Raw genomic sequence first — 18078 nt, 5'->3', positions numbered from 1 at the left:
ATCGACCTTACCCATGCGACGTTCACCCGGCCTGCCCTTGTTGTTGAGCGCATCGTTACTGTGCGCGGCCACGTGCGCCAGTGCCGCCGGCGCCGCCACACCTGCCCCATCGCCCGAGCAACTGGCGGCCAGCGGCATCCACCACGCGCCGCACACCCAAAGCGGTTTCGAAAACAACGACGGGCCGCTCGCCCAAGGTTCGATCTGGAAGTGGCGCTGGAACGCATTCATCAACAACCTGCCGCCTCCCCCTGCCAATCACTACCAGTTCCCCATCGATCACCCCGACCTGCCCTGGCTCAAGGCCAACCGCAGCGTCACCACGCTGACCTGGATCGGCCATGCGAGCACTCTGGTGCAGATCGGCGGGCTGAACATTTTGACCGACCCGGTGTTCTCCCAACGCGCCTCGCCGTTTTCCTTCGTGGGGCCGGCCAGGCGCGTGCCGCCGGGGCTGAGCCTGGCCGAGTTGCCGCACATCGACGTGGTGCTGATTTCCCACAGCCATTACGACCACCTGGACACCGCCAGCGTGCAGGCGCTCAATCAGCAAGCAGGCGGGCCGCCACGCTTCCTGGTGCCCTTGGGCATCAAGCAATGGCTGGCCAACAAAGGGATCGACAACGCACAGGAACTGGATTGGGGCGACCGCACCCGGGTCGCAGGGCTGGACTTCTGGTTTGTGCCGGCCACGCACTGGTCTGCGCGCAGCCTGAGCGATCGCAACAACACCTTGTGGGGTGGCTGGGCGGTGAAGACCGTACCCGGCGCGACGCCGTCGTTCTCGCTGTATTTTGCTGGCGACACCGGTTACTCCAACGACGCCAAGCGCATCGGCGCAGCGTTCGGCTGCTTTGACCTGGCCCTGATCCCGATCGGCGCCTACGCGCCGCGCTGGTTCATGCGAGCGCAGCACATCGACCCGCAAGAGGCCGTGAAGGTATTCCAGGACGTGGGCGCGAAAAAGGCCATCGGCATTCACTGGGGCACCTTTGAACTGACCGATGAACCGCTCGACGAGCCGCCGGCCAAGCTGGCCGAGGCGAGCAAAGCTGCAGGGTTGGCTGACGATGCGTTTACCACGCTGCATCACGGCCAGATGATTCGGCTGGAGGGCAATGGCTGCTTGAACCTGTAGCGCAGGCATATGCGGGGCAGCCGACGCGGCCATCAGGACTAAGCATAGTGCTTTTCGGTATTTGGTATATACCAAATATAAGCCTATAAATGGCCACCTTCAAAGACCGAACAAGGCCTGCGCGTCATGCTGTCACTGCGGATCATGCTGGAATACTTTCACCCCTGGCCGAACTCGGCGGGCTTTTACCTGGCGCGCGAGCGCGGTTGGTACGCAGAGGCTGGGCTGGATGTCGAGCTGTGCGTGCCGGACCCCGAGCGCGGCGACAGCCTGCAGCATGTGCTGCAAGGCGCCGCGCACCTGAGTGTGTTCCCCAGCAATCGCCTGTTGGTGCGCCGCGACCTGGGCCAGCCGCTCAGAGGCGTGGCGGCGATCAACCACGCGGGCCTGGAGGCCTTCCAGACCCTGAGCGAATTGGGCATCCAACGCCCACGTGACCTGATGGGCAAGCGCCTGGCCATGAACCCCACGCCCCGCGGGCTGGCCATGGTGCGCGACCTGGTACGAAAGGACGGCGGCGACCCGGACGCCGTGATCATCGTCGATGCCGGTGCCCGCGAGTTACGCCCCGAAGAACTGGAGGCCGGCCTTGCCGACGCCAGTTTCGGCGGCTATTGGGCCTGGGAAGCCTTGATGGACAGCCCCGTGGCGGCGCAGCGACGGGTGGTGCACCGGGTCAGTGATTGGGGCGCACCGGCCTACCACAGCTACCTGCTGGGGGCTCGCGAGGACTGGATCCAAGCCAATGCGCACACCCTGCGCGCCTTCCTCGCCGCCACCGCGCGTGGCTTTCACTGCGTGGCCGAGGCGCCCGCGCTGGCCCGCGCGGCCTATGAGCGGGTCATTCCGTACTTCCCCCGCACGTTGATCGAACAATCGCTGACGCACATCGCTCCCACCTGGCTGCATCAAAACCGCTGGGGCGTGCAGCGCCAGGCATTGGTCGAGCCTTATGCCCATTGGCTGCACCAGCATGGCATCGTGCAAAATCCGCAGGCCTGGGAGTCAGCCATCACCAATGATTACTTGCCTGTGGAGGCGCCATGAACCAGCCGCTGCATAGCCATGGGTTGGCCGGTGAGCAGGTTGCGCCGATCTGGGCAACGCTGACCCAAGCCCAGTTGCAACCGGTACTGGCGCAGTACCCCCAGTTGGGGGCGTTGCGTGCCATCGATTGGCACAGCCCACGGCCCTTCTCTGCCGCAGCGCTGGTGAGCACCGAGCACGGCCAGTGGTTCGTCAAACGCCACCACCCCAGCGTGCGCAGCGCCGCCTGGCTTGCCGAGGAACATGGCTTCAGCCAACACCTGCGCCTGAACGGCATTGCTACACCGGTGGTACAGGCCAGCGCCACCGGCGCGACGGTAATCAGCCACGGCGGCTGGACCTATGAAGTGCATGCCCGCGCCATCGGCGACGACCTGTACCGTGATGCGCAGTCCTGGTCACCCCTGTACAGCCTGGAGCATGCCCACGCCGCTGGCCTGGCCTTGGCGCAGTTGCACCGTGCCGCCGAACACTTCGCGGCCCCCGCGCGCCAGGCCTGCGTGCTCAGCAGCCGCTGGCATCTCTTCACCCAGCCCGATCTGCTGGCGGCGGTGGAGCTGCACCTGCAGCACAACCCGACACTGGCGCGTTACCTGGCTGGCCGCGATTGGCGCAGCGAACTCGGCCAGGCGTTATTGCCCGCCCAGCAGAAGCTCTTGCCTCACTTACGCACCCAACCGGCCCTGTGGACGCACAACGACTGGCACGCCTCCAACCTGCTGTGGCGCGACGGCCAGGTTGCCAGCGTGCTCGATTTTGGCCTGTGCGACCGCACCAGCGCGCTGTATGACCTGGCCACGGCGCTTGAGCGCAATGCCATCCCGTGGCTGGAGCTGGACAGCGGCGGTGTCGCCCAGGCGGACCTGGCCACCGTCGACGCGATGCTGGACGGCTACGCGGCCCACACGCCACTGAACGCCCAGGCAATAGCGGGCCTGATCGCCTGGCTGCCGGTGGTGCACGCCGATTTCGCGATCAGCGAAACCGAATACTTCGACGGTATTCTGGGCGACCGCGTCAGTGCCAACATTGCCTGGGATGACTACCTGTTGCGCCACGCCAGCTGGTTCCAAAGCAGCGAAGGCCAACGCTTGATCGAACATTTACAGCAACGCACGGGAGATTGGGCATGAACCGCCTGCTGGTCGATGTCGCGTGGCTGGCGGCGCAGTTGCAGCACCCGGAGCTGGTCATTCTCGACGCGACCGTGAACCTCAAGGCGCCACGCTACGATGGCGACTATCAGGTTGAAAGCGGCGCGCCGAGCGGGCTCGAACAGCACCTGCCCCACGCCCGGCACGCCGACCTGCTGCATGATCTGCACGACCTGGCGGCACGCTACAGTTTTGCCATGCCGCCCCTTGACCGGCTGGCCGCGAGCCTGCGTCAACTGGGCATCAGCGACCACAGCCGCGTGGTGATCTACGACCGCGCCGAGGGCTTCTGGGCCGCCCGGTTGTGGTGGATGCTGCGCAGCGTGGGCCTTGCGCCGGCGATTCTGGACGGCGGCCTGCACGCCTGGCAACAGGCTGGCCAGCCGACGTTGGCAGGCATGGCTGGGCCACGCCCGACGACGGCCCCGCTGACCTTGCGCAAACAACCGGGCTATTGGGCCAGCCTTGAACAGGTCAAGGCCGTGAGTGAACAGCGCACGCCGGGGCGCCTGGTGTGTGCGCTGTCCCAGGCGGTGTTCGAGGGCGCCACGGCCACCCGCTATAGCCGGCGCGGGCATATTCCCAACAGCCTCAACCGCCCCGCCCGCCAGCTGTTCGATGACACCGGCCGTTACCACCCGCAGGCCGTGCTGCGCGAACGCCTGGGCGCCGACCTGCTGCAAGGCCCCGTGCTGCTTTACTGCGGCGGCGGCATCAGTGCGGCCGCCACCGCGTTCGCCCTGGCCCTGCTGGGCCAGTGGAACGTTTCGCTGTATGACGGCTCGCTGCAGCAATGGAGCGCCGACCCCGCTTTACCAATGTCCACCGGAGCAGCTCCGGCCTGATACCTTACCGGGCTTTGTCATTGACCCAGGCGCGTTACCCCGCGCCTCGGCCGACTGCACCCGAAAAAAAATCCTGTTTTGCAAGGAGCTGCCCCATGTTTCGCCCCCTTCCCTTCCCGGCCCGCCTGCTGGTGTCGAGCATCGCGCTCGTGCCCTACTGGGCCGCCGCGCAGGAACCCACTACCCTGAGTGCCGTCACGGTGCTGGGCGAACAGCCCGACAGTTATCGCGCCACCAGCGCCTCGGTCACCGGCTTAAATGATGCGCCGCTGATCGACACCCCGGCTGCGGTCTCAGTGTTCAATGCGCAACTGTTGCAGGACCAGCAAGCGCGCCTGCTCAGCGAGGTGCTGCGCAACGACGCAGCGGTGGGCGACAGCTACGCCCCGGTCGGCTACTACGAGAACTTCGTGGTGCGCGGTTTTTCGCTGAACGCCGCCAGCAGCTACAAGATCAACGGGCGCACCATCACCGGCGAGCAAAACGTGGCCCTGGAAAACAAAGAACAGGTCGAAGTGCTCAAGGGCCTGGCGGGCTTGTCCAGCGGTGTCAGCGAGCCCGGTGGCGTGGTCAACTACGTGACCAAGCGCCCTGCCGACGTGCGCTCGGTCACGGTGGGCACCGACGATCAGGGCGGGCGCACCCTGGCCACCGACGTGGGCACCTGGTTTGGCAGCGAACAACAGTTCGGCCTGCGCGCCAACCTGGCCCACGAAGACATCCGCTCCTACGTCGACCATGCCGACGGCAAGCGCGATTTCGCCTCCCTGGCCTTTGACTGGAACATCGACCCGCGCGCAACCTTGCAACTGGACGTGGAATACCAGACCCGCGAACAGCGCTCGGTGCCCGGCTACCAACTGCTGGGCGGTACCGAGGTACCGCACCACGCCGCCCCCCACGACCACCTGGGCTACCAAAGTTGGGCCAACCCGGTGGGCATCGACTCGCTGAACATGAGCGGCCGCTACGAGTATCGCCTCACCGATGACTGGAAGGCTCGCCTGAGCCTGTCGCGCAGCCGCGCGGTGATCGACGACTACAGTTCGTTCCCCTGGGGCTGCTACGGGGCCGCCAGTTGCGCGGGTAGCGCACTGCCCAATTATTTCAGCAGCGAGGGCGACTATGACATCTACGACTTCCGCAGCCCCGACGACACCCGCCGCAACGACGAAGCCGAGGCTGGCGTAAGCGGTGAATTCAAGCTCGCCGGCCTGCGCCACGAACTGGACATGGGCCTGAGTGCCTTTCGCCGCACGGTCGACCAGCGCGACGAAATCAACGAATGGGTCGGCAGCGGCAACATCGACGCCACGCCGCCCACCTACGCCCCTTACGAGGGCGCGTTGAACCCCACCTACCGGCACCTGGACAGCCGTCAGTACGGCCTGTTCATCAACGACCGCATCCACTTGAACGAACAGTGGCAAGTGCTGCTGGGCGGTCGCGAGGTACGCCTGGATGAAAAGACCTTCGACATCGACGGCGACACCACCCGCCATACGCAGATGTGGGAGTTTCTGCCTAACCTGGCGGTGATCTACAAGCCCCGCGACAACCTCTCGCTGTACACCCGCTACAGCAAGGGCCTGTCGCTGGGCAGCCAGGCGGCCTGGTTTACCACCAACGCCGGCGACACCCTGGCACCGACCGTCTCGCGGCAACTGGAAGTGGGCATCAAGCAAGACTGGCAACGCCTGAGCCTAGGCGCGGCGCTGTTCCAGATCACCCAGGCCTATCAATACTCGCGCCCCAACGGCGACGGTACATTTACCTTCGTACAGCAAGGCCAGCAGAAAAACATCGGCCTGGAACTGACCGCCAGCGGCCGCGCCACCGAGCGCCTGCAACTGAACGCCAGCGTCGCGGCCACCCGCGCGCGGGTCAGTGACAGCGGCACCGATGCCTACGACGGCCACCAGGCGATCAATGTGCCCACCCTGCGCGCCAGCTTCTATGGCGACTACAGCGTACCGGGCATCGACGGCCTGGCCCTGCTGGGCGGCGTGCAGTACAGCGCCAGCAAGAACGCCAACCGCGAAGGCAACGTCAAGGTCGGCGACTACGCCGTGTTCAACACCGGCAGCCGCTACACCACGCGCATCGAAGGCTATGAAACGGTGTTGCGCCTGAGCGTCGACAACCTGTTCGACAAGCGCTACTGGCGCGACGTCGGCGAGTTTGCCGGCGACGGTTACCTCTTCTTGGGCGCCCCGCGCACCGCGCGGCTGTCCGCCACGGTCAACTTCTAAAAGGAAATGGCTCATGTCCAATCTGGAAATTCTGGCGGTGCTGGTCAACGTACTGGGCGTCTGGCTGACGGCGCGGCGCACCGCTTGGTGCTGGCCGGTCAACGTGGTGGCGGTATTGCTGTACGTGTGGATCTTCTATGACGTCAAGCTTTACTCGGACATGCTCCTGCAAGTGCTATTTGCCTTCCTGCAAGGGTATGGCTGGTGGCGCTGGCACACCGGGCGCATGGACCAAGGCAAAGTACGGGTCGAACGCCTGCCGGCGAAGTTGGCCCTGCTCAGCCTAGTGATCGGCGCACTGTTGTCGCTGCTGTTGGGCACGGCCATGGCCCACTTCACCGACGCCGCCGTGCCCTGGCTGGACGCGACCCTGACCGGCTACAGCCTGGTGGCCAGTTACTGGGCGGCGCGCAAGTTCGTCGCCAGTTGGTGGTTGTGGATCGTGCTGGATGCGGTGTACACCGGCCTTTACTACTACAAGGCCTTGCCGCTGACCGCCGCCCTGTACGCAGGCTTCATCGGCTTGGCCATCTATGGGCTGCGGGCCTGGCAACGGGACCTGGCGCAGCAACCCGCGCAGCCCGGTACACTGGAGCCGTCCCTTTGACCGGCGCCACCCCCATGACCATCAAGCCTGCCCACTCCCAGTACCTGCGCATCAGCGAGCAACTGGCCACCGACATTGGCGCCGGCCAGTGGCTGGCTGGCGAGCGCTTTCCCACCGAGCGCGAGATGGCCGAGCGGTTCGGCTGCACCCGCGTCACCCTGCGCCAGGCGCTGCAACGGCTGGAGGCCCAGGGCACGTTGTACCGTGGCCACCGCCGCGGCTGGTTCGTCTCGCCCACGCCGATCCGCTACGACCCCACGCGCATTACCGGCTTCATGGAGTATGTCAGCGCCCAGGGCCGCGAACCGCGCACCGAATGCCTGTGTGCCGAGCGCCGCGCCGCCGACGCCTGGCTGGCCGCGCGGATGAACCTGCGCGAAGGCGACGGGGTGTTTTACCTGCAGCGACGGCGTTGGGTAGACAGCCGCCCGGTGCTGCTGGAAACCAACGTGCTGCGCGAAGACTGGTGCCCCGACTTGCTCAGCCACCCCCTGGACGGTTCGCTGACCACCCTGCTGCGCGAGCATTATGCCCGCCAACAGGCCCGCAGCCAGATCAACATCAAGCCGTGCCTGTTGGATGACGGGCAAAGCGAACTGCTGGAAATCGCCAGCGGTTCTAGCGGGCTGTACCTGGAGCGCCTGTGCTTTGACGACGAGGGACGCGCGGTGGAGTTCGACCTGGAATATTGGCGACCGGATGCGGTGCAGGTCTCCCTGGCGGTAGATCGCTAACCTCCCGTAAACCCGCGCACCGGCAAGCACGCCGGCCGGCGCAGGACGACGCCGTTCACCCAGGGGATCTGCGCTGCCGGCACGGCCAGGCGCAGGTGTGGCATGCGCTGGACCAGCAGTTGCAGCACCGTGGTGATTTCCAGACGGGCCAGGGCGGCGCCCATGCAGTTGTGCATGCCATAGCCGAACTGCAGGTGGCGGCCGTCCTTGCGACCCAAACGGATCGCCAGCGGCTGGGCAAACACCGCGGGGTCACGGTTGGCGGCAAAGGCGTCGGCGTAGACGATGCTGCCCGCCGGGATCAGCCCCCAGGGGCCGTCCAGGTCGACACTGGCCAGGCGTGGAAAGATCGACAGCGTGCCCAGGGGGATCAGCCGCAGCAGTTCCTCGACCGCATCGGCAATCAACGCCGGTTCGTCCACCAGTGACTGCCAGAGCGCAGGCTGGGCCAGCAGCGTATACAGCGACTTGGTCAACAGCGTCAGGATGTTCTGGTCACCGCCAATCAGCACGCCCAGCAGGATACCGACCAGTTCCTCGTCAGACAGCGGCGGCTGGCTGTCGGCGCGGGTGGCGACCAGTTGCTGGATCAACCCGTGCGGGTGCGTTGGGCGCGCCCCCGTCACCAAGTCGGTCACGTACTGGAACAGGGCCCAGAACTGGCGCAGCAGTTCCGGGACGTCCGTATCACTGGCCACCTGCACCCGTGTGGCTCAGTGGTCGATACTCGCCACGGTCGGCCAAGGGAATACCGAGCAAGTGGCAGTCCACGGTAGCCGGTATGTGATCGAGCACCAGGGCAAACAAGTCCGCCCCCGGCGCCTGGCGCTCAAATGCATCCAGGCGCTCATGGGTGGCCTGCAGCACCTGCTCGCGCAGCCGCGCCACCCCGGCGGGGCTGAAGTCCCGGGCGATCACCTTGCGCAGGCGGCCATGGTCGGGCACGTCTTTGTTAAACAGCATTTGCGCGGGCGTGACGGTTGGCAAAAAGCTTGCGCCACCCTCTTCATTGCACGGGCTGCGAATGGCTCGGTCGTCGAGCAACAGCTGTTGCACGTGCTCGTAGCGCGTCAGGTGATAGGCCAGGTGGCCGCTGGGCAGTTCAATCCTGGGCAGGCCGTTGGCGGCGCGGGCGGGTCGATACGCAGGCGGCGCGTCGAGGTGGGGAATGTGCGTGACGCAAACTGTCGGCGTGGTCGTGCTCATCTCTGATACTCCTGGGCAAGGTGCAACAGGCTCACGCCCGTCAGGCACTGCAAGTGCGCCAACGCCTGGCCGTTGTCGATGAAATGCAGCGTTTGCCAGCCCAAGGCTGCCGCCGCGGCGACGTTCTCGGCCAGGTCATCGATCAACAGGCTGGCCTGCGCCCCCACCCCGGAGCGCAGCGTGGCGATGTCAAAGATCGCCGCGTCAGGCTTACGGCAGCCCTGCTCGCTGGAATCCACCAGCAGATCGATCACCTCGTCCAGCCCGACCATCGCCCGCCAATGCGGCGACCACTCCTGCACGTTATTGGTGAGGATGCCCACACGGTAGCCGGCCTGCTTGAGCGCCCTGACCGCCGCAACCAGCGGTGCATTGGCCGGCACCCCGGCAAACCAATGTTCGCCGAAAGCCTGCAGACGGGCGCGGGACACGTCCAGGTGCTGGTGACGGCGGCGCAAGGCTTGTTCCAGGCGCCGGCCCCACTCGGCCTCGCTCAGCAGCCCGCACTCGATGGGCGCGAGCATCGGCACGCCGAGGTCGTCGGCGACATCCTGCATCGCCTGTTGCAATACCTGCGGATCCAGCCCCGTCTTGACCTGGTACTGCGCGAACAGCGCCGGGATAGGGGGTGACAGCACGCCGCCGAAGTCGAACCAGATAAACTGCAGCCGGCTCATTGCTCACCCCCGCCAACCCGGGCCGGCACCGGTAGCAGTTCAAGCGCTGCGGTGGCGAGCACCGCGCCGCCCTGCACGATGTCCAAGGCCACGCTCACGCGCCCCTGCTCATCGTGCGCCAAGGAGGCAAGGTGGCAACGTACCTGGGTCGGTAATGCAAACTCGCCAAAGCACCTGAACGCTACCTCGCAACGTGACAGCGCCAAGGTTTCGGGGCTTATCTGCAAGTGCCGTTGGGCCGCCACCAGTGCCATTTGACGAAAGCCTTCGAGCAACAACATGCCCGGTATATGGTCCAGCGGGTGGTCGAAAATCGCCGGGGGCGTGCGGTCCACTCGCAATGTCGCCACCAGCGTGCCGGGCCCCTGGGCCACGTCACGGCCCAGCACCACGTTGCTCGACACCTGGCGAGCAACGGCGGATGGGCGCATCGGCACCGGCAGTTGCGCCACGCCATCGGCCCCCACTGGCACCATTGCCTGCCCGCGGGCCCGCATCCTGGCCCAGGCCGCGCCGGCCATCCAGCGGATGCTCATGCCTTCGTGGCGGGCCGCCACCTGGCCATCGATGCTCAGTGCCATGTTCAGCGTGACGCCGCTGCGCACGCCATGGCGCCAGTGGTGGTCCACCACCCACACCTCGATCAGCGCCAGCGCCGGGCGCTCGCCCACCGCCAAGGCATTGCGCTCGGTGACGTGGGTGACGCTGTCCAAGTAGATAAACTTGTCCTGGGCGCTGACGTTAAGGAACGCATGGGAGATATAGATCGACGCCTGCCGAAACACCTCCAGCAGCAATAACATGTCGTAGTGCGCGTGGCGCTGGCTGTGTTCGCTGAAATAGCTGTGGGTGCGCGGCAACTGGGCCATGCAGCGAAAATGCCCCTCGCCTGCCAGCACCGCGCCGGTCAGGAACACCTCGCTGACGGCCGCGCGGTGGACCATGCTGCGCGGCACGGTGTTCTCGCACTCGATGAGCAGCGAGGGGTTGATGAAGCCCGCGACGACCGGGCTTGAAACAGGCGATTGGGACATGGGCAGCAGCCTCCTGAAAAGCGATCAGGAACAAAGTCTGTACCAATTCAAGGGCATAAAAAGCCCTACCATTCCCAAGCACTAATAGGAAACGTCATACACACCGGCGCCCTGCCAGGTGCCCGGCGCGATTGCAATCAGCGCGCCCGATTGCTTCAATACCGGCCAAAGCCCTGCGGAATGCACCTCCATGATCGAGTTGAACAACGTCACCGCCTACCAACAACAAACCCGCGTATTCGACCGGGTGTCGCTGAAGATTGACTACCAGGAGCGCGTCGCCATCCTGGGCCCCAACGGCGCCGGCAAAAGCACCCTGCTCAAATTGATCAACCGCGAGCTCTACCCGGTGGAGCGCCCCGACAGCTCACTGACGCTGTTCGGCCAGCAGACCGTCAACCTGTGGGACTTGCGCAGCAAGATCGGCTTCGTGTCCCAGGACATGCAGGAAGACTACACCCCCTACACGTCGGCGCTGGACGTGGTGCTCTCGGGCTTTTTCGGTGCCATGGGCGCCCACGCCCACCTGCAACCCACTGCCGAGCAGATTGCCCGCGCCCGCGACTTGCTCGGCCAACTGGGCATGGACGTCGATGAGCAACGCATGTTCCAACGCCTGTCCACCGGCCAGAAACGCCGCTTGCTACTGGCCCGCGCCCTGGCCCACAGCCCACAGGCGCTGATATTGGACGAACCCACCAGCGGCCTGGACATGGGCGCAAGCCTGGGGTTGCTGACGCTGATGCGCGACTTCTGCCATGAACAACGGGCGATGATCATCACCACCCACCACATCGACGAAATCATCCCCGAGATCGACCGGGTGGTGCTCATCAACCACGGCCGGGTCGTCGCCGACGGGCCCAAGGCCCAGGTACTGACCAGCGCGCAACTGTCCGAGCTGTACGGCACCCAGTTGCAGGTCAGCGAGCAGGACGGCTGGTATCGGTGCTGGCATGCGTGAATGAGACGGCGCGCCTGACGCGCACCGCTCATCAGGCCTGCTCGATGGGCTAGGGGTTGGAGGCCGCCCCTGCGCGGCCAAACAGCCCGCCCAGCCAGCGGCCTAGGCTGACCAGCCACACCAGCAAAGCGATCAGGTTGACGCTGAGCAGCAAGCCCTGGACCCCACCCTCGCTGATCAGCTTGCCGGCGAGGAAGGGGTAGCCGAACACGCCGATGAAGTAGGCCAGGCTGAACAGCAACAAGGCTTGCGCAGTCAGCCCCGGGGGCGCCTCGTTGGCCGCCAGGCCGTTGATCACCGAATAGTTCAGGCCATAGCCGATGCCCAGCAAGGCGGCGGTCAAGATGTAACCCAGGCTGCCGTGCACCCAGCTACCGAACCCGGTCACGGCAATCAGCATCAGCCCGGTCAACAGCGCACTGGTGGCGAGCGGATCACGCTTGACCACCCACCCGGCAATCAGTAAACGGCAGCCAATGGCCGCACCCATGAAGCCCATGAAAAACAGCGAGTAGTCGAGCCCCAGGCTGTGCGCGTAGCTGGTCTGGAAACTGCCCAGGCCGCCGAAGATCGCCCCGCCCAGGCCCACCAGCAAAATTGACCAGGCACTGCGCGAACACAACACTTTGGCGGCCGACGCCAGGCTGATTTCCACCCGCCCGGCAGGCCGTTGCCCGCCGCCCAACTGCCAGAAATACAGGCCGCCCAATGCCGCTGCCAGCGCCGCGCAATAGAATGCCGATTGCACTGCAAAGCCGAAATGGCTGGCCAGTTTACCCGCCAGCGGGCCACTGCCAATGCCAGTCAACATGCTGCCCGACAACAGCGCGAAGCAGTGGGTGCGCCGGGCCGGCTCGATCATGGCCGCGACCATGATCGGCCCCACCGTGTAGAACAAGCCCCAGCCCACCCCCAGCAACAGGCCACACACCCACAGGGCCGGGCCCAAATCCGAAACCTGGGCAAACCCCAGCGAGGCCAGCACCAGGCAAGCGGCGCCCAAGGTGATACAGCGCGCCGCGCCCCAGCGCTGCATCAGGTGCCCGGAGCCGAGCACCGCGGCCAACGTACTGACCATGGCCACGGCAAATACCTGCCCGGCCTGGCCTTCGTTGCCGCCCAGGGAGGCGATCAGCAATGACAGCAGGAACGTCGCACCATAGGCGATGGACAGCAGGAAGCTGGCGACGCAGAAGGCGCCGAATCGGACGGTGGCTGGGCGGGCGTTGGTCATATGGCGTTTCCATGCGTTGAACTGGCCATGTTGTAGCACGGCCAGGCATGGCGTTAGGGGGCAAAGTGCCGGAGCCAGGGTTGGCAAATCTGCACCTTTGCCCCTTGCGGGCGTTTACAGCTTGAGCAAACGCTCGGCGGCCACGGGCTTGAGGTGCGGCGTCAGCAGATGGATCACCACGATCGCCACCAGGTAGGCGCTACCGGCCACGATGAAGATCGGCTGGTAGGACTTGAACACCTCCAGGATGTAGCCGTTGTAGGTGGTCATCAGCATGCCGCCCATGGCACCGGCCGTGCCACCGATACCGATCACCGAGGCCCAAGGCAAAGCGCGCCAAGGCGAACTGCGTGACGCTGTGGACGATGCCATGGCCAATGCTGGCCAGTGTCCACAAGGTAAACGCCAGCGCGTAACCGATGCGCACGCCGACCTTGTCGATTACCCGCCCGAAGGTCAAAAAGCCAATGGCGTAGGCGCACTGGAACCAGAACACGATGCTGGCGTAGTCGGTTTCCGACCACTTGGGTTCAGCGGCGAGGGTGGGTTTGAGAATACCGATCATCTGGCGATCGATGTAGTTGATGCCGATGGCGACGAACAACAGCGTGCAGATGGTCCATCTGTAGCTGTTTTTATTGACCTGCTAAACGGTATCCATTCGAACGCAGGGGCGATGGATTCGTCTGACTGGACTTGGAAGCTGTCAAATGTGCACCGCCCCTCCCGCAGGAGCGGATTTATCCGCGAAAAAATTGCCACGGGTACATCAGGCAAACCGAGGCGATCTTTTCGCGGATCAATCCGCTCCTACAGACGGTGACGCGGCTGGGTTAGTGCTTCAGGGCGGGGGTACGGGGTGGCACAAGCCGCTTGCTACCCGTCGACTCGAACCCTGCGGCATAACGCAACAGCGCCGAATCATCGTAGGCGCGGCCAGCAAACGTAAGGCCGACCGGCATGCCGATGTCAGACATCACTCCCATGGGCACCGTGACGGTTGGCACCCCCAGGTGGCGGATGGCGAGGTTGCCGTTGGCTACCCACACGCCATTGCTCCAGGCGATGTCTGCCGATTCGGGGTGCACGTCGGCGTTCGCCGGGCCCACGTCTGCCACGGTCGGGAACAGCACGGCATCGAGCTTGAGCGTGTCCATCCAGTCTTCAAGGTCCAGGCGGCGCGTTTGTTCAAGCCCCCGCAGGCCATCGGGCAGCGTGGTGATCTGGTCCCACGGCGTGATGCCGCGCTCGGCCATGCGCACGTACTCATCCATGCCCGCCGCCAGGTCGCCCTCGCGGTTGGGCAAGGTGCCGGGGTCGTGCGGGAATATCTTCAAACCGTCCACGTCCACCAGGCGGTTCAAATGCGGATCGGCGTTGGCCTGCAGGAACTCATCGAACGCCCAGGCCGACAGGTCCCATAGCTCATGGTGAAGAAACTCCGGGCTCACCAGGCCACGATTGAACACCGTCGGCGCACCGGGGCGATCGCCCTCGCAGTTGGACACCAGCGGGAAGTCGACCTCGACCACTTCGCCACCGGCCGCCTGGATGGCCTTGCGTGCGGCCTCCCACAGCGCGATCACCGAAGCGCGGGTGTTGATCCGCTGCCCGGTTGGGCCACCGATACCGGGGGCCTCGGAGGTGCCCGCCGCGGGGTCGGCGTTGATGAACATGCGCGGCACGCCAAAGCGCTTGCCCGCCAGCGCCTCGGTGCCCGCCGCCAGCGCCGGGTACGAGGCGGGGCGCACCGACGCCACGCTGGGGATGGGCACCCAGGGTTGCAGGCGCCACAGGTCGCCACGGGTGTCGGGGTCTTGGGCGACGACGACGTCAAGCACCTCCAGCAGGTCGGCCATGGTGCGCGCGTAAGGCACCACCACGTCCATGGTCGGCGTCAACGGCCAGTTGCCGCGTACCGAGATCACCCCACGCGACGGCGTGTAGGCGCACAGCCCGTTGTTGGACGCCGGGCCCCGGCCGCTGGACCAGGTTTCTTCGGCCAGGCCAAAGGCTGCGAAGCTGGCCGCGGTGGCCGTGCCCGCGCCGTTGGAGGAACCCGAGGCAAAGGGCGCCGTCAGGTACGCCGCGTTGTAGGGGCTTTCGGCTCGGCCGTACACACCGCGCTGCATGCCACCGTTGGCCATGGGCGGCATATTGGTCTTGCCCAGGCAGATCGCCCCGCCGGCGCGCAAGCGTTCGACAGTAAAGGCATCACGTTGCGCCACCAGCTTGGCGAAGGCCGGGCTGCCGGAGGCTGCGGTCAGCCCTTTCACCAGGTAGCTGTCCTTGGCGGTGTAGGGGATGCCATCCAGCGGCCCCAGGGTTTGGCCTTGGGCACGACGGGCATCGGACGCCCGCGCCTCATCGAGCGCCGCCGGGTTGCGCACCACCACGGCGTTGAGGGCGGTGGGCGTGTCGGCAGCGTCGTAGGCGTCGACACGGGCAAGGTAGGCCTGCACCAGTTCGACGGCCGTGGCCTGGCCGGTTTCGAGCGCGGCACGCAATTGCGCGATGGTGGCTTCGGTCACTTCGATGCTGCGGGCAGTGCCAGCTTCACTTGTCTGAAGGGGGGTATTCATGGTTATTCTCTTTGCACGGCATTTTCTGTGGTTGAGCTTATCCGAACAGCGGCCTGTTCGGCCATCTCGCCACCTCCACCCTCGCGTGCAGGACCCTTATTCATGAGCAAAACCGCCTACGTCCCCCCCACGGTCTGGCACAACGACGCGCCCTCGGGCGGCCAGTTTGCCAGCATCAACCGGCCCACCGCCGGCCCCACCCACGAGAAAGAACTGCCGGTGGGCAAGCACCCGCTGCAGCTCTATTCGTTGGCCACGCCCAACGGCATCAAGGTCACCATCCTCCTGGAGGAGTTGCTGGCGCTGGGGCACAGTGATGCCGAGTACGACGCCTGGCTGATCCGCATCAACGAAGGCGACCAGTTTGGCAGTGGCTTCGTCGGCATCAACCCGAACTCCAAGATCCCTGCCCTGCTCGACCGCAGCGCCACGCCGCCGATCCGGGTGTTCGAGTCCGGCTCGATCCTGTTGTACCTGGCCGAAAAATTCGGTCAGTTCCTGCCCGAGGACCTCGCCGGGCGCACCGAAACCCTGAACTGGCTGTTCTGGCAAATGGGCGCCGCGCCGTACCTGGGCGGTGGTTTCGGGCACTTCTATGTGTATGCGCCGGAGAAAATCGAGTACGCGATCAATCGCTTCACCATGGAAGCCAAGCGTCAACTGGACGTGCTGGATCGGCGCCTGGCCCAGAGCCCTTACCTGGCAGGCGAGCACTACACCATCGCCGACATCGCGGTGTGGGCCTGGTACGGCCAACTGGTGCGCGGCACCGTCTACTCGGCGGCCCAATTCCTCGCGGCGCACGAATACACCCATGTGCAGCGCTGGGCCGAAGTCATCGCCAACCGGCCGGCGGTCAAGCGCGGCATGCGGGTCAACCGCACCTGGGGTGATGAGCCCAACCAGGTGCCGGAGCGGCATGAGGCCGCTGATCTGGATTGATGGGCCTGCGCGAGTGCCAAGCGCCCCTCAGCCCTTGGCCGCCATCGCCGTCACTTCCACGCGCATCCCTTCCACCGCCAGGGCGGCAACGCCCACGGCGGCCCGCACCGGCCACGGCTTGGCGAAGAAGCGCTGGTACACCAGGTTGAACGCTGCACGGTCGGCCATGTCGGTGAGGTAGATGGTCAGGTGCAGCACCCGGTCCATGCCACTGCCGGCCTTTTCCAGGGCCAGCTTGAGCGCTTGCAGGGTGCACTCGCTCTGCGCAGTGATGTCACCCAGCTCCAGGCTGCCGTCGGTGTGGGTAGGGATCTGGGTGGACACCAGCAGGCCGGCGAAACCTGCGACGTCTGAGGAGATGGATTGCGCATCCGGATCGGGAATGAAGGTGATGTCGTGGTTAGCCATGGGAGTCTCTAGCAATGGGGGATTAATTCACTTCACCAGCCGCGTTTCCTTGGAGGGCCGATAACCGAAGTAGGCGCTGTAGCACTTGCTGAAATGGCTGGGCGATACGAAGCCGCAGGCCACCAGCACGTCGATCATTTCAAGCTCGGTGTATTGCAGCAGCCGGCGCGCCTCGATGATGCGCAGCTCCAGGTAGTGGCGCTGGGCCGTGGTACCCAGTTGCTCCTTGAACAGCCGCTCGATCTGGCGGCGCGAACGCCCGGCGTATTCGGCCAGTTGATCGAATTCCAAGGGCTCTTCCAGGTTGGCCTCCATCAACTTGATCACCTCGCGCAGCGGCGGGCTCACCGACAGGGTGTTGGAGGGGGTGATGCGCCGGTAGCGCGACTCACCGAACGCCAGGATGTCCTCGACGCCTTCGATCAAGGCCTTGTCGTGCAGGCCCTTGATCCACTCCAGCATCATGCTGAAGGCCCCGGCCGGGCTTGAGGCGGTGATGCGATCGCGGTCCAGCGCATAGGCCTCACTGGTGACGTGGCTGATACGGGCGATCTCGGCCAGTGCCGGGCGATGTTCGGGGTGGATGACGCAGCGGTAGCCGTCCAGCAGGCCGGCATGGCCCAAAAACCACGCGCCGTTCCACAAACCACCGAGGACGATGCCGCGCTGGGCCGCGCCCTTGAGCAGGGCCGTGAGTGCCTCGCTGGCCTTGAGCTCGGTGCGAAAACCGCCACACACCACCAGCACGTCCAGGGTGCCCAGCAATGCAGGGTTCAAGGCAGTGTCGGGGCGGATCACCAGGCCCAGGTCGCTGGTCACTTGCCCGCCGTCCAAACCCAGGGTCTGGGTATTGAACAACTGGGGCCTGAGCAGGTTGGCCGTCACGAGCGTGTCGAGTGCCTGGGTAAACGCGGGCAAGGAAAAGTGTTCCAGCAGCACGAAGCCGACGTGAGTGGTCGGGGTGCCAGGTGACGCGGGGTCACGACGGGTTGAACGGTGCTGGATCAATACTCGTCTCTTCTGATCGTTTTCAATCGAAGAATACCTGAGGCCGGAGGGAGTGGCCTGGATGAGCATAAGAAAAAATGGCAGGGGCGGCTGGATTCGAACCAACGCATGGCAGGATCAAAACCTGCTGCCTTACCGCTTGGCGACGCCCCTGTGGAGTGGGCGCAAATTTACCAGCATTCGCCGGTCTTGGGAAGCAAAAGTTAAAAAAATGTTTTTTAAAACAGCGAGTTGCTATCAAGCAAG

18 protein-coding genes, 1 tRNA gene and 1 pseudogene are annotated in these 18078 nt (G+C 65.2%); 9 read left to right on the top strand and 11 right to left on the bottom strand.

All coding sequences use genetic code 11. The annotated features are described in order from the left end of the window. Positions 1 to 13 precede the first annotated feature (13 nt). The 7 genes from L9B60_RS25685 to L9B60_RS25655 all read left to right on the top strand — a co-directional run bounded on the left by L9B60_RS25685 (position 14) and on the right by L9B60_RS25655 (position 7777). The gene (locus tag L9B60_RS25685) at positions 14 to 1138 is read left to right on the top strand and encodes an MBL fold metallo-hydrolase (RefSeq protein ID WP_249673779.1); all 1125 of its coding nucleotides are present in this window, start codon (positions 14 to 16) and stop codon (positions 1136 to 1138) included. A gap of 126 nt (positions 1139 to 1264) precedes the next feature. Next, the gene (locus tag L9B60_RS25680; RefSeq protein WP_249673778.1) at positions 1265 to 2185 is read left to right on the top strand and encodes an ABC transporter substrate-binding protein; all 921 of its coding nucleotides are present in this window, start codon (positions 1265 to 1267) and stop codon (positions 2183 to 2185) included. Continuing rightward, on the top strand, positions 2182 to 3318 hold the full coding sequence (locus L9B60_RS25675; protein WP_249673777.1) for a phosphotransferase enzyme family protein: 1137 nt from the start codon (positions 2182 to 2184) through the stop codon (positions 3316 to 3318). Before L9B60_RS25680 ends, L9B60_RS25675 begins: the two co-directional genes overlap by 4 nt. After that, a complete protein-coding gene (locus tag L9B60_RS25670; RefSeq protein WP_249673776.1) occupies positions 3315 to 4184 on the top strand; it encodes a sulfurtransferase in 870 nt (289 codons plus the stop codon). Before L9B60_RS25675 ends, L9B60_RS25670 begins: the two co-directional genes overlap by 4 nt. Before the next feature lie 95 nt (positions 4185 to 4279). After that, the gene (locus L9B60_RS25665) at positions 4280 to 6436 is read left to right on the top strand and encodes a TonB-dependent siderophore receptor (protein WP_249673775.1); all 2157 of its coding nucleotides are present in this window, start codon (positions 4280 to 4282) and stop codon (positions 6434 to 6436) included. 13 nt (positions 6437 to 6449) lie between these two features. Next, positions 6450 to 7043 carry a nicotinamide riboside transporter PnuC gene (gene pnuC / locus L9B60_RS25660; RefSeq protein ID WP_249673773.1) on the top strand — a complete coding sequence of 198 codons (594 nt, stop codon included), beginning with the start codon at positions 6450 to 6452 and terminating at the stop codon, positions 7041 to 7043. A 14-nt stretch (positions 7044 to 7057) separates the two neighbouring features. Then, on the top strand, positions 7058 to 7777 hold the full coding sequence (locus tag L9B60_RS25655; RefSeq protein ID WP_249680148.1) for a UTRA domain-containing protein: 720 nt from the start codon (positions 7058 to 7060) through the stop codon (positions 7775 to 7777). Here L9B60_RS25655 and L9B60_RS25650 read toward each other — a convergent pair. The 4 genes from L9B60_RS25650 to L9B60_RS25635 are packed head-to-tail and all read right to left on the bottom strand — an operon-like array spanning position 7774 to position 10694. Then, positions 7774 to 8475 carry a cytochrome P450 gene (locus L9B60_RS25650; protein WP_249673772.1) on the bottom strand — a complete coding sequence of 234 codons (702 nt, stop codon included), beginning with the start codon at positions 8473 to 8475 and terminating at the stop codon, positions 7774 to 7776. The genes L9B60_RS25655 and L9B60_RS25650 overlap by 4 nt on opposite strands. Continuing rightward, positions 8465 to 8983 carry a cytochrome P450 family protein gene (locus L9B60_RS25645; protein WP_249673771.1) on the bottom strand — a complete coding sequence of 173 codons (519 nt, stop codon included), beginning with the start codon at positions 8981 to 8983 and terminating at the stop codon, positions 8465 to 8467. Before L9B60_RS25645 ends, L9B60_RS25650 begins: the two co-directional genes overlap by 11 nt. Beyond that, the gene (locus L9B60_RS25640; protein WP_249673770.1) at positions 8980 to 9660 is read right to left on the bottom strand and encodes an HAD-IA family hydrolase; all 681 of its coding nucleotides are present in this window, start codon (positions 9658 to 9660) and stop codon (positions 8980 to 8982) included. The genes L9B60_RS25645 and L9B60_RS25640 overlap by 4 nt, the downstream gene beginning before the upstream one ends. Beyond that, positions 9657 to 10694, bottom strand: coding sequence for a ScbA/BarX family gamma-butyrolactone biosynthesis protein (locus L9B60_RS25635; RefSeq protein ID WP_249673769.1), 1038 nt, complete (start codon positions 10692 to 10694; stop codon positions 9657 to 9659). Before L9B60_RS25635 ends, L9B60_RS25640 begins: the two co-directional genes overlap by 4 nt. Before the next feature lie 190 nt (positions 10695 to 10884). Here L9B60_RS25635 and L9B60_RS25630 point away from each other — a divergent pair, with 190 nt between their 5' ends. Then, on the top strand, positions 10885 to 11658 hold the full coding sequence (locus L9B60_RS25630; protein WP_249673768.1) for an ABC transporter ATP-binding protein: 774 nt from the start codon (positions 10885 to 10887) through the stop codon (positions 11656 to 11658). Between the two features lie 49 nt (positions 11659 to 11707). Here L9B60_RS25630 and L9B60_RS25625 read toward each other — a convergent pair whose 3' ends face one another. The 4 genes and pseudogenes from L9B60_RS25625 to L9B60_RS25610 all read right to left on the bottom strand — a co-directional run bounded on the left by L9B60_RS25625 (position 11708) and on the right by L9B60_RS25610 (position 15474). Beyond that, complete coding sequence (locus tag L9B60_RS25625; RefSeq protein WP_249673767.1) at positions 11708 to 12892, bottom strand: MFS transporter; 1185 nt, start codon at positions 12890 to 12892, stop codon at positions 11708 to 11710. Positions 12893 to 13006: 114 nt separating this feature from the next. Further along, positions 13007 to 13264, bottom strand: coding sequence for a hypothetical protein (locus L9B60_RS25620; RefSeq protein ID WP_249680235.1), 258 nt, complete (start codon positions 13262 to 13264; stop codon positions 13007 to 13009). 1 nt (position 13265) lies between these two features. Then, a pseudogene (locus tag L9B60_RS25615) lies at positions 13266 to 13457 on the bottom strand (MFS transporter); the annotation flags it as partial. 268 nt (positions 13458 to 13725) lie between these two features. Beyond that, positions 13726 to 15474 (bottom strand): amidase, encoded by a 1749-nt coding sequence (locus L9B60_RS25610; RefSeq protein WP_249673766.1) that lies wholly within the window; start codon positions 15472 to 15474, stop codon positions 13726 to 13728. A gap of 102 nt (positions 15475 to 15576) precedes the next feature. Between L9B60_RS25610 and yghU the strand changes: the two genes are divergently transcribed. Further along, positions 15577 to 16416 (top strand): glutathione-dependent disulfide-bond oxidoreductase, encoded by an 840-nt coding sequence (gene yghU, locus L9B60_RS25605; RefSeq protein ID WP_249673765.1) that lies wholly within the window; start codon positions 15577 to 15579, stop codon positions 16414 to 16416. A gap of 27 nt (positions 16417 to 16443) precedes the next feature. Here the strand turns inward: yghU and L9B60_RS25600 are convergent, their stop codons facing one another. From L9B60_RS25600 to L9B60_RS25590, 3 genes are all read right to left on the bottom strand, one after another. Further along, positions 16444 to 16824, bottom strand: a complete 381-nt coding sequence (locus tag L9B60_RS25600; RefSeq protein ID WP_249673764.1) for a RidA family protein — start codon at positions 16822 to 16824, stop codon at positions 16444 to 16446. Positions 16825 to 16851: 27 nt separating this feature from the next. Then, the gene (locus tag L9B60_RS25595) at positions 16852 to 17832 is read right to left on the bottom strand and encodes a GlxA family transcriptional regulator (protein ID WP_438866014.1); all 981 of its coding nucleotides are present in this window, start codon (positions 17830 to 17832) and stop codon (positions 16852 to 16854) included. Positions 17833 to 17910: 78 nt separating this feature from the next. Next, positions 17911 to 17985, bottom strand: a tRNA-Gln gene (locus tag L9B60_RS25590). Between the last annotated feature and the right edge of the window lie 93 nt (positions 17986 to 18078).

Origin of the sequence: Pseudomonas abieticivorans, from assembly GCF_023509015.1 — a bacterium.
Classification (GTDB): domain Bacteria; phylum Pseudomonadota; class Gammaproteobacteria; order Pseudomonadales; family Pseudomonadaceae; genus Aquipseudomonas; species Aquipseudomonas abieticivorans.
This window is presented reverse-complemented; position numbering and strand designations above follow the sequence as displayed.

Bases quoted from the DNA above. Each gene is read 5' to 3' on its own strand.
- L9B60_RS25685 (WP_249673779.1), top strand. From the start codon at position 14: ATGCGACGTTCACCCGGCCTGCCCTTGTTGTTGAGCGCATCGTTACTG.
- L9B60_RS25680 (WP_249673778.1), top strand. From the start codon at position 1,265: ATGCTGTCACTGCGGATCATGCTGGAATACTTTCACCCCTGGCCGAAC.
- L9B60_RS25675 (WP_249673777.1), top strand. From the start codon at position 2,182: ATGAACCAGCCGCTGCATAGCCATGGGTTGGCCGGTGAGCAGGTTGCG.
- L9B60_RS25670 (WP_249673776.1), top strand. From the start codon at position 3,315: ATGAACCGCCTGCTGGTCGATGTCGCGTGGCTGGCGGCGCAGTTGCAG.
- L9B60_RS25665 (WP_249673775.1), top strand. From the start codon at position 4,280: ATGTTTCGCCCCCTTCCCTTCCCGGCCCGCCTGCTGGTGTCGAGCATC.
- pnuC (WP_249673773.1), top strand. From the start codon at position 6,450: ATGTCCAATCTGGAAATTCTGGCGGTGCTGGTCAACGTACTGGGCGTC.
- L9B60_RS25655 (WP_249680148.1), top strand. From the start codon at position 7,058: ATGACCATCAAGCCTGCCCACTCCCAGTACCTGCGCATCAGCGAGCAA.
- L9B60_RS25645 (WP_249673771.1), bottom strand. From the start codon at position 8,983: ATGAGCACGACCACGCCGACAGTTTGCGTCACGCACATTCCCCACCTC.
- L9B60_RS25640 (WP_249673770.1), bottom strand. From the start codon at position 9,660: ATGAGCCGGCTGCAGTTTATCTGGTTCGACTTCGGCGGCGTGCTGTCA.
- L9B60_RS25635 (WP_249673769.1), bottom strand. From the start codon at position 10,694: ATGTCCCAATCGCCTGTTTCAAGCCCGGTCGTCGCGGGCTTCATCAAC.
- L9B60_RS25630 (WP_249673768.1), top strand. From the start codon at position 10,885: ATGATCGAGTTGAACAACGTCACCGCCTACCAACAACAAACCCGCGTA.
- L9B60_RS25625 (WP_249673767.1), bottom strand. From the start codon at position 12,892: ATGACCAACGCCCGCCCAGCCACCGTCCGATTCGGCGCCTTCTGCGTC.
- L9B60_RS25620 (WP_249680235.1), bottom strand. From the start codon at position 13,264: ATGGCATCGTCCACAGCGTCACGCAGTTCGCCTTGGCGCGCTTTGCCT.
- L9B60_RS25610 (WP_249673766.1), bottom strand. From the start codon at position 15,474: ATGAATACCCCCCTTCAGACAAGTGAAGCTGGCACTGCCCGCAGCATC.
- yghU (WP_249673765.1), top strand. From the start codon at position 15,577: ATGAGCAAAACCGCCTACGTCCCCCCCACGGTCTGGCACAACGACGCG.
- L9B60_RS25600 (WP_249673764.1), bottom strand. From the start codon at position 16,824: ATGGCTAACCACGACATCACCTTCATTCCCGATCCGGATGCGCAATCC.